Annotated in this window: 12 protein-coding genes and 1 pseudogene; 7 read left to right on the top strand and 6 right to left on the bottom strand. The window is 55.8% G+C overall.

Going from position 1 to position 12149, the window contains the following annotated elements:
• The first annotated feature begins 201 nt into the window (after positions 1–201).
• Positions 202–1761 (top strand): EAL domain-containing protein, encoded by a 1560-nt coding sequence (locus HA43_RS04540; protein WP_039384755.1) that lies wholly within the window; start codon positions 202–204, stop codon positions 1759–1761.
• Between the two features lie 47 nt (positions 1762–1808).
• Here HA43_RS04540 and HA43_RS04535 read toward each other — a convergent pair whose 3' ends face one another.
• The gene (locus HA43_RS04535) at positions 1809–3374 is read right to left on the bottom strand and encodes a TerC family protein (RefSeq protein ID WP_039384757.1); all 1566 of its coding nucleotides are present in this window, start codon (positions 3372–3374) and stop codon (positions 1809–1811) included.
• 493 nt (positions 3375–3867) lie between these two features.
• Here HA43_RS04535 and manX point away from each other — a divergent pair, with 493 nt between their 5' ends.
• The 4 genes from manX to HA43_RS04515 are packed head-to-tail and all read left to right on the top strand — an operon-like array spanning position 3868 to position 7040.
• Positions 3868–4821, top strand: a complete 954-nt coding sequence (gene manX, locus HA43_RS04530) for a PTS mannose transporter subunit IIAB (protein ID WP_094111082.1) — start codon at positions 3868–3870, stop codon at positions 4819–4821.
• Positions 4822–4868: 47 nt separating this feature from the next.
• On the top strand, positions 4869–5669 hold the full coding sequence (locus HA43_RS04525; RefSeq protein WP_094111081.1) for a PTS mannose/fructose/sorbose transporter subunit IIC: 801 nt from the start codon (positions 4869–4871) through the stop codon (positions 5667–5669).
• A 14-nt stretch (positions 5670–5683) separates the two neighbouring features.
• Complete coding sequence (locus tag HA43_RS04520; protein ID WP_071668873.1) at positions 5684–6529, top strand: PTS mannose transporter subunit IID; 846 nt, start codon at positions 5684–5686, stop codon at positions 6527–6529.
• Between the two features lie 52 nt (positions 6530–6581).
• Positions 6582–7040: a DUF986 family protein gene (locus HA43_RS04515; protein ID WP_094111080.1), complete on the top strand. Its 459-nt coding sequence runs from the start codon at positions 6582–6584 to the stop codon at positions 7038–7040.
• Here the strand turns inward: HA43_RS04515 and rlmA are convergent.
• From rlmA to HA43_RS04495, 5 genes and pseudogenes are all read right to left on the bottom strand, one after another.
• Complete coding sequence (rlmA, locus tag HA43_RS04510; protein WP_094111079.1) at positions 7037–7843, bottom strand: 23S rRNA (guanine(745)-N(1))-methyltransferase; 807 nt, start codon at positions 7841–7843, stop codon at positions 7037–7039. The genes HA43_RS04515 and rlmA overlap by 4 nt on opposite strands.
• 138 nt (positions 7844–7981) lie before the next feature.
• Positions 7982–8191 carry a transcription antiterminator/RNA stability regulator CspE gene (gene cspE, locus HA43_RS04505; RefSeq protein WP_021510024.1) on the bottom strand — a complete coding sequence of 70 codons (210 nt, stop codon included), beginning with the start codon at positions 8189–8191 and terminating at the stop codon, positions 7982–7984.
• An 84-nt stretch (positions 8192–8275) separates the two neighbouring features.
• Positions 8276–8347: pseudogene (locus HA43_RS19410) on the bottom strand (DUF2627 domain-containing protein); the annotation flags it as partial.
• Positions 8348–8861: 514 nt separating this feature from the next.
• Positions 8862–9863 (bottom strand): MBL fold metallo-hydrolase, encoded by a 1002-nt coding sequence (locus HA43_RS04500; protein ID WP_094111078.1) that lies wholly within the window; start codon positions 9861–9863, stop codon positions 8862–8864.
• 19 nt (positions 9864–9882) lie between these two features.
• Positions 9883–10158, bottom strand: coding sequence for a YebO family protein (locus tag HA43_RS04495; RefSeq protein WP_094111077.1), 276 nt, complete (start codon positions 10156–10158; stop codon positions 9883–9885).
• Positions 10159–10366: 208 nt separating this feature from the next.
• On the opposite strand from HA43_RS04495, the gene HA43_RS04490 reads away from it, so the two are divergent.
• Both HA43_RS04490 and HA43_RS04485 read left to right on the top strand, forming a co-directional pair.
• Entirely contained in the window at positions 10367–10606 is a 240-nt protein-coding gene (locus HA43_RS04490) for a YobH family protein (RefSeq protein ID WP_039384778.1), read from the top strand.
• 142 nt (positions 10607–10748) lie between these two features.
• Positions 10749–12125 carry an MFS transporter gene (locus HA43_RS04485; RefSeq protein ID WP_094111076.1) on the top strand — a complete coding sequence of 459 codons (1377 nt, stop codon included), beginning with the start codon at positions 10749–10751 and terminating at the stop codon, positions 12123–12125.
• The last annotated feature ends 24 nt before the right edge of the window (positions 12126–12149 follow it).

Here is a 12149-nt window from a genome sequence, read left to right as displayed (position 1 = left end):
CAGCGCACTCATACTGATTTCTGCTTTTTTACCTACCTCGGCGTTGCCAAACCAGATATTGTAATTTTCCTGCGCAGATCCGGCAGGACGCAATTTTCATTGCCTGCTTTTTTAACGGGCAGCGCTAAACCTGGCCGTCCCGATGCCGATAACCTTCACGTTAATTTGCTCCTGGTCTGTGTCTTAACAAGGTGGTTACTGATGCTCATTCCCCAGCAATTTGTGGGTCAATTTCGCCGTAAGCGGCTGCTTATTGCGTTAGTGATCGCGACGCTGGTTTTGATCCTTACCCTGACTTTTCGTTATATCGAAGAGAAGTCACGTATTGAGCAGCAGTCTCTTAACTTTGCCAGCCGCGCCATTGAGCGCTTTGACCGTATGTTCTCGCCGCTGGACGTCTCCGCCAATAACACGCTGGGCCTGGTGGGCCTGCCCTGTTCGCTGGTGCGTTATCCGCTGATTGAAAAGATCGCTGCGCTGCAGACGGTACGCACCGTGCTGCTGGTGCAAAATGACACTATCTACTGCTCCAGCATCTATGGCGCCCGCGATATCTCTTTTAGTCAGACCTATCCGGAGCTGGCGCTCAATAATCAGCGCATGCTGCTGACCACAGATGATTATCTGCTTAAAGGCTCGCCGGTGCTGCTGCTCTGGACGCCAAAGTCGCTGGATAATCGCGATGGCTTGCTGCAGGTGGTGAATGTTGAACTGATGAGCAATTATCTGCTTGAGCCTCAGCTGCCATGGGTAGAGCGGGCTATTTTCAACGTGGGCGGTCAGAGCCTTGAGTATGGTAATCCGATGATTGAACACACGGTGCCCTCGGATGACGAGGTCGCTTACGATCAGGCATCTTTACGCTACCCGTTCACCATTACGCTCTACGGCCCTTCTCCGGCGCGCCTGGCGTTAAATACGCTGCCTTCCCAGCTGCCGCTGGCGGTGATGCTGAGCCTGCTGATTGGCTATATTGTCTGGCTGGCAACGGCCAATCGCATGAGCCTCAGCTGGCAGATCAGCTACGGCATCACCGCCAGTGAGTTTATGGTTTATTGTCAGCCGCTAATCAATGCCCGCAGCGAACAGTGTGAGGGTATTGAGCTTCTGCTGCGCTGGCATAATCCGCGTCAGGGATGGATTGCACCTGACGTCTTTATCCCTCTGGCGGAACGGCAAAACCTGATCGCTCCCCTTACCCGCTTCGTGATTGCCCGGGCCGTAGAGGCGCTGCCGCAGCTGCCGCAAAGCAGCGCATTCCATATTGCGATTAACGTCGCCGCCAGCCATTTTCACGATCGCGCCATTGTGGAAGATCTGCAGCAGATCTGGTGGCCTGCTAACCCCCATCCGCAGCTGGTTGTGGAGCTGACAGAGCGTGACGCCTTGCCGGTTATCGATCAGTCGGTCGTGGCGCAGCTGCATAACATTGGCGTACGCCTGGCGATAGACGATTTCGGCACCGGGCACAGTTCGCTGGCCTACCTGAAAGATCTGCAGCCGGATGTGCTGAAAATTGACAAGATTTTTACCGCGGCGATCGGCACTGACGCGATCAACGCCACGGTAACCGATATGGTGATTTCACTGGCGCAGCGGCTGAAGATTGCGCTGGTGGCCGAAGGCGTGGAGACCGCTGAACAGGCCTCCTATCTGCGCGAGCGCGGGGTAGATCATCTGCAGGGTTACTTCTATGCGCGCCCCATGCCGATCGAAGATTTTCCGGCATGGCTGGCTCAGCATCAGGAAACAGCGGGTTAAAAAAAGGGCCGTCTTCACGACGGCCCTGATTGAACAGCTACGCGCGATTACGCGTTTTCTTCATCTTCATCGTGAGGCGCATCTTTGGTCACCCGTACCAGGTCGATACGATAATCTGTCGCCTCAACAATTTCAAAGTGCAGCGGCGGCAGATCGATTACCTCACCAGGCTGCGGCAGCTGACCTTTCTGCTCAATCAGCAGGCCCGCCAGCGAAGCGTGATCGTCCTCCTGTTTAACCAGCTCATGGTAGTCGAGCAGCTGCTGAAGCGAATGCAGGTCGGTGCCGCCTTTGACCAGCCAGCCATCACCATCGGCGATCACATCCGGCGTCTCATCTTCATCCGGGAACTCACCGGCAATCGCTTCCAGCACGTCCAGCGGCGTAATCAGACCCTGCACCATACCAAATTCGTTGGTTACGATAACAAAGCTGCCTTTCGCCCGGCGCAGCACGCCCAGCAGATTAATAGGATCCAGCGTCTCAGGGACAACAATCGCCGGCGAGCCTGATGCGAACGTGGTCACATCCATACCGTGCTCCAGCGCCACCAGCAGCTCTTTTGCGCGCACCACGCCAATAATCTCATCCAGCTCACCGCGGCACACCGGAAACAGACTGTGTGGCGTATCCAGCAGCTGCATACGGATCTCATCCAGCGGACGCGTCACATCAACCCATGAGATATCGCCACGCGGCGTCATGATGCTGCGAATAGAGCGCTGCGACAGCGTCAGTACGCCGTTAATCATATAGCGCTCTTCATCCTTAAACGCTTCCTGCGGCATAGCGTTATTCAGCGTGTGCTCATCCGTTGAAGGCTGCTGCTGACGATTGCGCCCGCCCATCAGACGTAAAATAGCTTCTGCCGTACGCTCACGCATTGGCCGGCGCGCCTGATGGCGCATAAAATTACGGCGCGCGATCTGGTTAAACAGCTCAATCAAAATTGAGAAGCCGATCGCCGCATAGAGATAACCTTTCGGAATATGGAAACCGAACCCTTCCGCTACCAGCGACAAACCGATCATCAGCAGGAAGCTCAGGCAGAGCACGACAACCGTCGGATGAGCGTTGACAAAATTAGTCAGCGGCTTTGATGCCAGCAGCATTACGCCCATTGCGATCACTACCGCAGTCATCATCACCGGCAGGTGGTTGACCATACCCACTGCGGTAATCACGGCATCCAGTGAGAAGACGGCATCCAGCACCACGATTTGTGCGACCACTGCCCAGAAGCTGGCATAGTTGCGATTACCCTGCTGCTCCATGCCTTTATTTTCCAGACGCTCATGCAGCTCCATCGTGGCCTTGAAAAGCAGGAACAGGCCACCAAACAGCAGGATCAGATCGCGACCGGAAAAGCTGAAATCCATCACGCTGAACAGCGGACGGGTCAGCGTGACCATCCACGAGATCAGGGAGAGCAGGCCGAGGCGCATCACCAGCGCCAGCGACAGACCGATCAGTCGCGCTTTATCGCGCTGCTTTGGCGGCAGTTTGTCAGCAAGAATGGCGATAAAGACCAGGTTATCGATACCCAGCACAATTTCCAGCACGATCAGCGTTAACAGCCCCGCCCAGATCGAGGGATCCAAGAGAAACTCCATTAGTGACTCCTTGCTAAGAAAGTAGACGCACGAAAATCAGCCTGCACCGGTAAGTGAGACAGCTGAAGAGTCGAAGGCGAAATAACGCTGAACGGCGTGGCGATCTGCGCCGGCTGGCACAGTAAGGATAAGAAGCGACGTCGGTGACGGTCCATAAAGGTGAGCTTGAGCCCGGTACTCCTGAATAATAAACAGAAAGTTAATGTATCAGTTACCTCAACAAGATCAAAAAATTTTCTTACATTTACACATAGCTGCGCTGGCGCATAAAAACGGCATAAAAAAGTCCGCTGAACCGCCGTTACACCAGATAACCGACAGGCGTCACACTCTTTCTTCTTTCGCTAACTAAAATAAACGGCGACCTCAACGCAAACCGATGGGCGCTCTATCGTAGCGGCTCAGGCTTATACTGCCTGACGGGCGCGGCCGCATCCTTTATTCCTGTCTACGTCCTTTAATGACAGGGTTTCGTCATAAACGGAGGTAGCAGGTGACCATCGCATTAGTCATTGGTACACACGGCTGGGCAGCAGAGCCGCTCCTGAAAACAGCAGAGATGCTGCTGGGCGAACAGCACAATGTCGCCTGTATCGATTTTGCACCCGGTGAAAACGCCGAAACCCTGATGGATAAGTATCGTGCCCGGCTGGCAGAGCTTGATACCGCTCAGGGAGTCCTGTTTCTGGTCGATACATGGGGAGGCAGCCCGTTTAATGCCGCCAGCCGTCTCGTCACGGATCGCCCGGATCAGGAGGTCATTGCTGGCGTGAATATTCCGATGCTGGTCGAAACGCTGATGGCCCGCGATGACAATCCTGAACTGGCGGCGCTGGTGCAGGTCGCAACCGATGCCGGCCGTGAGGGCATTAAAGCGCTAAAGGCGAACCCGGTTTCCGCTGCCGCAGCGCCGGCTAAATCTGCTGCGCCGCCGCCACCGCTGGCGCCGGGCCAGCATATGAAAATCGGGCTGGCGCGCATAGACGATCGTCTGATCCATGGCCAGGTAGCGACCCGCTGGACTAAAGAGACCGGCGTCAGTCGCATTATTGTGATCAGTGATGAAGTGGCAAACGATCACGTACGTAAAACCCTGCTGACCCAGGTGGCGCCGCCGGGCGTAACCGCACACGTGGTCGATATCGCAAAAATGATCCGCGTCTGGAATAACCCCAAATATGCGGGCGAACGCGTCATGCTGCTGTTTACTAATCCCACCGACGTTGAGCGCGTGGTTGCGCAGGGCGTCAATATTACCTCTGTGAATATCGGCGGCATGGCGTTTCGTCAGGGTAAAACGCAGGTCAATAATGCGGTTTCAGTAGATGAAAAAGATATTGCCGCTTTTCGTCAGCTCAACGCCCACGGGATTGAGCTTGAGGTACGCAAAGTCTCCACCGATCAAAAGCTTAATATGATGGACCTGATTGCGAAGGCCACCGCCTGACTTGTTGCCGCCCGGCAATAATGGCGGGCGTGCTGAGGAGATGCAAAATGGAAATAACCACGTTACAGATTGTGCTGATATTTATCGTGGCCTGTATTGCCGGTATGGGTTCTATCCTGGATGAATTTCAGTTTCACCGTCCGCTGGTGGCCTGTACCCTGATTGGTGCCGTGCTGGGTGACATGAAAACCGGCATTATTATCGGCGGCACGCTGGAGATGATCGCGCTGGGCTGGATGAATATCGGGGCGGCGGTAGCACCCGATGCGGCTCTCGCCTCCATTATATCCACCATCCTGGTGATTGCCGGCGGACAGAGCGTCGGTGCCGGTATCGCTCTGGCGATCCCGCTGGCCGCAGCGGGTCAGGTGCTGACCATTATCGTGCGAACGCTGACCGTGGCGTTTCAGCATGCGGCAGATAACGCGGCCGCGAAAGGTAACCTCACCGCTATCTCCTGGATCCATGTCTCTGCCCTGCTGCTGCAGGCGATGCGCATTGCCATCCCGGCGCTGATTGTCGCTATCTCTGTCGGCACCAGCGCCGTGCATACGCTACTGAGTTCCATTCCGGAGGTAGTCACCAACGGCCTTAACATCGCCGGCGGCATGATTGTGGTAGTGGGATACGCAATGGTCATCAATATGATGCGCGCCGGTTATCTGATGCCGTTCTTCTATCTCGGGTTTGTCACCGCCGCGTTTACTGACTTCAATCTGGTTGCGCTGGGCGTTATCGGCGTCGTGATGGCGATTCTCTATATCCAGCTCGCCCCGAAATATAACCGGGTCTCAGGCGCAGCGCCGGCAGGTGCCTCGCAAAACGACCTTGATAATGAACTTGACTAGGAGCAGGTGCCACTATGGTTGACAGCACGCGAATGGCTAAAAAGCTCACCTCCGGTGATGTCCGCGCCGTGTTCATACGATCTAACCTGCTTCAGGGGTCATGGAACTTTGAACGTATGCAGGCGCTCGGTTTCTGTTTTTCCATGGTGCCGGTGATCCGTCGCCTCTACCCGGAAAACGACGACGCACGTAAACAGGCGATCCGGCGTCATCTGGAGTTTTTCAACACGCAGCCCTATGTCGCCGCGCCGGTACTGGGCGTCACTATGGCAATGGAGGAGCAGCGGGCAAACGGCGCCGCCATTGATGATGGTGCTATTAACGGCATTAAAGTAGGTCTGATGGGGCCGCTGGCAGGCGTAGGCGATCCCATCTTCTGGGGCACCGTACGGCCGGTATTTGCCGCGCTTGGTGCAGGGATCGCCATGAGCGGCAGCCTGCTGGGCCCGCTGCTGTTTTTTGTGCTGTTTAACGTTGTGCGCCTGCTGACCCGCTATTACGGCGTTGCTTACGGCTATCGCAAAGGCGTTGATATCGTCAGCGATATGGGCGGCGGTTTTCTGCAGAAGCTCACCGAAGGCGCCTCGATCCTCGGCCTGTTTGTGATGGGCGCACTGGTCAATAAATGGACCCACGTTAACGTGCCGCTGGTGGTATCGAGTATTACCGACCAGACCGGTAAAACCACGGTAACCACCGTTCAGTCTATTCTTGACCAGCTTATGCCCGGCCTGATCCCGCTGCTGCTGACATTTGGCTGTATGTGGCTGCTGCGTCGTAAAGTTAACGCGCTGTGGATCATCATCGGTTTCTTTGCGATCGGGATTATTGGTTACTCGATTGGCCTGCTGGGACTGTAAGGCGCTTTCCGGCCGGACGCCTAATATGGGCAGAGTGTAAAAAGGAGCGATAATGGCGCTGACCGATCTGCTGCTGATGTTCTGCATCGCCGCTCTGCTGCTGTTTGCTATTTACCATGATGTAATGTTGCCGCGCCGTAAAGGCGTCACCCTGCTGCGGGTCGCACTGCGACGACGTCACCTGCCCGATAGCGCGATTTTTATCGGACTGCTGCTGATTCTGCTGTGGAAAAATATCAGCAATGCAGGGCCGGTGCTGACGACAACGCTTATCATGGTGCTGTGCGCCCTGACGCTTTGGGTATTCTGGCTGCGCCGTCCGGTGCTGCTGATGAAGCAGGAAGGCCTGTTTGATAACGGGATCTGGATCCGCTATGCGCGCATTGCCGCGATTAACCTCTCGCCGGAGGGGGTTTTAATGATGCAGCTGGAGCGGCGCCGGCTGCTTATTGCTGTTCATACGCTGGATGACCTGGAGCGTATCTGGCATACGCTCCTCACCGCTCGCTAATCGCGCTGCCACAGAGAGAGGGAAAAGTCCGCGTCACAGCGGAACTGCTCTGCCGCTGCCAGCGTCTGCCATACCGCTTCCGATGCACGCCAGGCAAAGGGTGTCATCTGCAGCAGGCTTACCGCTTCAGCGCCGCTTAGCGTCAGGTCATAGCTGAGAGACTGCGACTCGCAGAGCGTAAAGCCGGTATAGGTTTTCTCTTCTGCAGCATGCAGCTGCACCTGCGAATAGATTAGCGCCTTGAACTGCTGCAGATGGTGCGGACCCGGCGTAACGGTCAGCAGATAACCGCCTGACTTTACCACCCGGCTAAGCTCCTCTTCATTACAGGGCGCATAGATGCGTACCACCGCATCCAGCACCGCGCTGGCAAACGGCAGCCGCTGGCTGGAGGCAACGCAAAAGCGTACCTGCGTATAGCGTTTTGCCGCCATCCGGATAGCCGGTTTGGCAACATCAAGCCCATAGATTTCGGCGTCAGGCAGCGCGCTGGTCAGGGCGCTGGTGTAATACCCCTCACCGCAGCCGATATCCAGAACCTGAGCCGCAGGCTGCGTCAGGCGTTGCGCCAGTATCGCCGCCACGCGATCGCGCAGCGGCTGATAGTGCCCGGCATCCAGGAAAGCACGGCGCGCCTGCAGCATCTCCAGGCTGTCACCCGGCTCTCGCGACCCCTTGTGCTGCACCGGCAGAAGATTGACATACCCTTCTCTGGCCCGATCAAACTGATGACCAGCGTCACAGCGAAACACGCCCGGCTGCTGGGTTAATGGCTGGCGGCACAGGGGACAGATCAGGGACATAGCGGACTCCGGTTCAACGATAAGCGGCGCAGTTTACCCTGAAGCAGGAGTAACAAAAAGCATAAAGAAAAGCCCCGCTCAGAGAGCAGGGCTTACGATTCGTTTCAGCAGGTACAGTGACCCGGGCTGAGCGGAAAATCAGATAGCGGTAACGTTAACCGCTGCAGGACCTTTCTGGCCATCCTGAATTTCAAACTCAACCTGCTGGCCTTCAGCCAGAGTTTTGAAGCCGTTACCCTGGATAGCAGAGAAGTGTACGAACACATCTTTGCTGCCGTCAGCAGGAGTAATGAAACCAAAACCTTTAGACTCGTTGAACCACTTAACCTGACCTTTAATCTTTGCCATTTTGCAAATTCCTTTAAATGTTTATTTTGCCCGAAGGCAGTATTGCAGAGAAACAGAGACGTTACTGAATGAGGCACTAATTTAAGGTTCGGCAAGGAAGCGGTATTCAACGTCAACGTCTTTACTCAAAACTTCTTTACTGAAGATGCCATGCATAAACAGAACTGTACCTCGTTTGACCCGCTGATGGTTATCACATATCCGCTAAATAATGGCAAGCCATTTTTAAACAGTGGTCGACTTGTCGCACATTATTATCCGGGACCCCTGCTCCTTCGTGGTGAAACAGGAACCGCAAACACCTGATGGCGCACAAAATCCTTGATGACCAGCGTTTTTCTGCAGCAACGTCAAGCGCAGCGGCAGGACATGAATTTGCGTTAAGTGCCAGACGCTACGTTAAACGTGTTGCACTATTATGGCAGACAAAGATTATTTCTCTCTGCAGTGTAAAATAACAGCGCCTGCTTCTCTTAATGCACAAGGTGTACAATTAAACCCGCGGAGTACAGGTTATAAAACGCTTTTGCACCAAAACCGGGAAAATTATTATCCGGCTGCTCCGGATATAATCATTAACCTGCTGAACTTATCTGTTATTTTTATAAGCACGCTAATCCGGACAGGTTAAGAAAACTGTACACCTTATTCATTACCGGTGAGAAAAATCTCATTCAATATCCGCCAGCGTCCGGCTCTCCCCTATCCGCCACGGTCTGAACCGTCCGGCCAGAGGCGTCCCGGCTGCGTCCAGCACACGCTGCAGTTCAGCAGGAGGCGCATCCAGCGACTCATCAGCCAGTTCATAAACACCCCAGTGTATAGGTATTGTTAATGGATGCCCGGCATACTGCCATAAGTCTGCGGCGTGCTGCGGGTTCATGTGCTGGCTGCCCATGAACCATTCTGGTGCATACGCGCCAACCGGCAGGGCGGCCAGATTAAACGGCCCCAGCTGTTGCACAATCTGCAGCAGGTTATCGCTGTAACCGCTGTCGCCGGAAAACCAGAAGTTGAGCGTGCCGCAGCGCACTACCCAGCCACACCATAGCGAGCGATTGCGATCCCACAGCGTGCGCATACTCCAGTGGCGCGCCGGCACAGCGGTAATGCTCAAATCCTGACTATCCGCTGACTCCCACCAGTCCATCTCGGTGACGTTGCGGGCCCCCCGCTTCCGGCACCATGCGCCCAGCCCAAGCGGTACTATCATCTTTACCTCCGGAAAACAGCGCAGCAGGCGCTTTATCGTGCCCCGGTCAAGATGATCGTAGTGGTTATGTGAAATCAGTACATAGTCGAGCTGCGGCAGCCGGGTCACATCAAGCGGTGAGGGTACCCGGCGTTCAGGACCGGCAAAGGGCAGCGGCGAAGCGCGCGGTGACAAAGCCGGGTCAATCAGGATATAGCGCTGCTTAAGGCGCAGCAGCAGCGCGGCGTGACCCAGCCACCAGATGCGATCGTCACTGCCGCTCAGGTCGGCGGGCTGATACCAGCGAGCGCTGAAATCAGCATAGCCGCTGGCAGGCGGCAGCGGGAGATGCTGCGCTTTACGTTCACGACGCCAGCGCTGTAAATCACCCGGCTTGCGCTGTTCCCCTTCAGGATTGCAAAACCCGTCAGGGGTATGGTGTGCTTTTGAAGCGTCGTACCAGGGATTTCTGCGGCTCATGCCCTCTCCATTTTTACTCTCAGCGCTCCGGGATCAGCCGGATAAAATCGCGTGAAGCCGTGCCTTCGTCATCCTGCACAGCGGACGACGTTTCCCCCTGCGCCTCCGCAATACGGCGCAGCAGCGCGGTCTGTTTTTTCTGCTCTTCCACCAGCATTTCCAGCAGCTGCAGATGCTCGCTGGCACGCACGCTGGCGCGATTAACAAAAAACCAGACGATAAAGGCCACAAGAATAATGAGCGCCACGATACCATAGTGCAGCAGCGGGCTGGAGTTTGCGGCTAATTCGTTCATAACTGCCTCGGGTAACTATCAGTAAGGATTTAACGGCGCTAATTCTACCTGTTGCGCCAGGAAAAGATATCTTCTGCAACCAAAGCAGTTGCCTGCCGCAGCGCTTTCAGCTATCTCCGATCGTATTAACGTGTAAAGCACGGCATGGTACGCCTGTCGCGCTTATTGCCAAACGGATGCGGCGCGTTTTCAATTTCGGGAGATAATAATGAAATATTTTATTCGTCTGGTGATGCTGTTCGCCCTGCTGTGGCTGGCGCTGCTCTTCACCGGCTATGGTGTTCTGACCGGCAGCGCTGAGAAAGCAGCCGGTCTTGGCCTGGAGTGTAACTACCTGACCGCACGCGGCATGATGACCGCCCGTTATCTGCATAGCGACAGCGGAATTGTCGGTGTAACGGCCTGTCCGCTGCTGAAAAAAAGCGGCGATGTCATTGATAACCAGTAACCCTTCCGGGCTCAGCGTGAGCCCATTTTGATTTTCGCTATGCCGGCATCAGCGAAATAGAGGTTTTTCACGCCTGCGGCGATGCTTTCCGGCGCTAAATTGATTAGCATGATGATATTTACTCCCTTTACTTACCACTATTATGCCTTCAATTGCCCCTCAGGATGGACTTCCGCTACCGCAGCGCTATGGCGCAATCATCACGATTGCGCTGGGTATTATGATGGCGGTACTCGATGGCGCTATCGCTAACGTAGCGCTGCCGACGATAGCCCGCGATCTCAGCGCCAGCCCGGCTGAATCAATCTGGATAGTTAACGCATATCAGATCGCAATCGTGATCTCGCTGCTGTCGCTCTCCTTTCTGGGAGATATGCTGGGATACCGCCGTATCTATCAGGCCGGCCTGGTGCTGTTTATCGCGACATCGCTGTTCTGCGCCCTCTCCTCCACGCTGACGACGCTAACCGTGGCGCGCGTGCTGCAGGGATTTGGCGGCGCCGCGCTGATGAGCGTTAACACCGCACTCATCCGGATTATTTATCCGCAGCGCTTTCTCGGACGCGGCATGGCGATCAACTCACTTATTGTGGCGGTCTCCAGCGCCGCCGGCCCCACTATAGCCGCGGCTATTCTGGCCGTGGCGAGCTGGCAGTGGCTCTTTTTAATCAATATCCCGTTCGGCCTTGCCGCACTCTGGCTGGCGCTGCGCTTCCTGCCTGACAATCCGCAAAAAGCGCGCCAGCAGAAGTTTGATATTCCAAGTGCGGTGATGAACGCGCTCTTTTTTGGGTTACTTATCACTGCGCTGAGCGGCTTTTCGCAGGGGCAGCCAGCCAGCCTGATCGTGGCCGAGCTGGCGGCGCTGCTCGTTACCGGTATTATCTTTGTGCGGCGTCAGTTAACCTTGCCGGTGCCGTTGTTACCGGTTGATCTGCTGCGTCTGCCGCTGTTCTCGCTCTCCATCGGCACCTCCGTCTGCTCTTTCTGCGCGCAGATGCTGGCGATGGTATCGCTGCCGTTTTACCTGCAGAACGTGCTTGGCCGGGATGAAGTGGCAACCGGCCTGCTGCTGACGCCGTGGCCGCTGGCAACAATGGTGATGGCGCCGATTGCCGGACGTCTGATTGAGAAGTATCACGCCGGCCTGCTGGGTGGACTGGGGCTGGCGCTGTTTGCCGCCGGGCTGTTTCTGCTGGCCATGCTCCCGGCGCAGCCTGCTGATGCAGATATCATCTGGCGTATGATGCTGTGCGGTGCCGGTTTTGGCCTGTTTCAGTCACCCAATAATCACACCATTATCTCTGCTGCCCCGCGCAACCGCAGCGGCGGAGCCAGCGGCATGCTGGGCACCGCCCGGCTGACAGGACAGAGTGCCGGTGCCGCGCTGGTGGCTCTGATGTTTAACCTGTTCAGCGACAGCGGCACGCACGCTTCTTTGATCCTTGCCGGTGGCTTTGCTTCCGCTGCTGCTGCGATAAGTCTGGTGCGGCTGACCCAGTCACGCGCGCCGGCCTGACGCTATCCGCACGCAAATAAAAAA

It is taken from the genome of Pantoea eucrina, assembly GCF_002095385.1.
GTDB lineage: Bacteria > Pseudomonadota > Gammaproteobacteria > Enterobacterales > Enterobacteriaceae > Pantoea > Pantoea eucrina.
This window is presented reverse-complemented; position numbering and strand designations above follow the sequence as displayed.

Bases quoted from the DNA above. Each gene is read 5' to 3' on its own strand.
- HA43_RS04540 (WP_039384755.1), top strand. From the start codon at position 202: ATGCTCATTCCCCAGCAATTTGTGGGTCAATTTCGCCGTAAGCGGCTG.
- HA43_RS04535 (WP_039384757.1), bottom strand. From the start codon at position 3,374: ATGGAGTTTCTCTTGGATCCCTCGATCTGGGCGGGGCTGTTAACGCTG.
- HA43_RS04525 (WP_094111081.1), top strand. From the start codon at position 4,869: ATGGAAATAACCACGTTACAGATTGTGCTGATATTTATCGTGGCCTGT.
- HA43_RS04520 (WP_071668873.1), top strand. From the start codon at position 5,684: ATGGTTGACAGCACGCGAATGGCTAAAAAGCTCACCTCCGGTGATGTC.
- HA43_RS04515 (WP_094111080.1), top strand. From the start codon at position 6,582: ATGGCGCTGACCGATCTGCTGCTGATGTTCTGCATCGCCGCTCTGCTG.
- rlmA (WP_094111079.1), bottom strand. From the start codon at position 7,843: ATGTCCCTGATCTGTCCCCTGTGCCGCCAGCCATTAACCCAGCAGCCG.
- cspE (WP_021510024.1), bottom strand. From the start codon at position 8,191: ATGGCAAAGATTAAAGGTCAGGTTAAGTGGTTCAACGAGTCTAAAGGT.
- HA43_RS04500 (WP_094111078.1), bottom strand. From the start codon at position 9,863: ATGAGCCGCAGAAATCCCTGGTACGACGCTTCAAAAGCACACCATACC.
- HA43_RS04495 (WP_094111077.1), bottom strand. From the start codon at position 10,158: ATGAACGAATTAGCCGCAAACTCCAGCCCGCTGCTGCACTATGGTATC.
- HA43_RS04490 (WP_039384778.1), top strand. From the start codon at position 10,367: ATGAAATATTTTATTCGTCTGGTGATGCTGTTCGCCCTGCTGTGGCTG.
- HA43_RS04485 (WP_094111076.1), top strand. From the start codon at position 10,749: ATGCCTTCAATTGCCCCTCAGGATGGACTTCCGCTACCGCAGCGCTAT.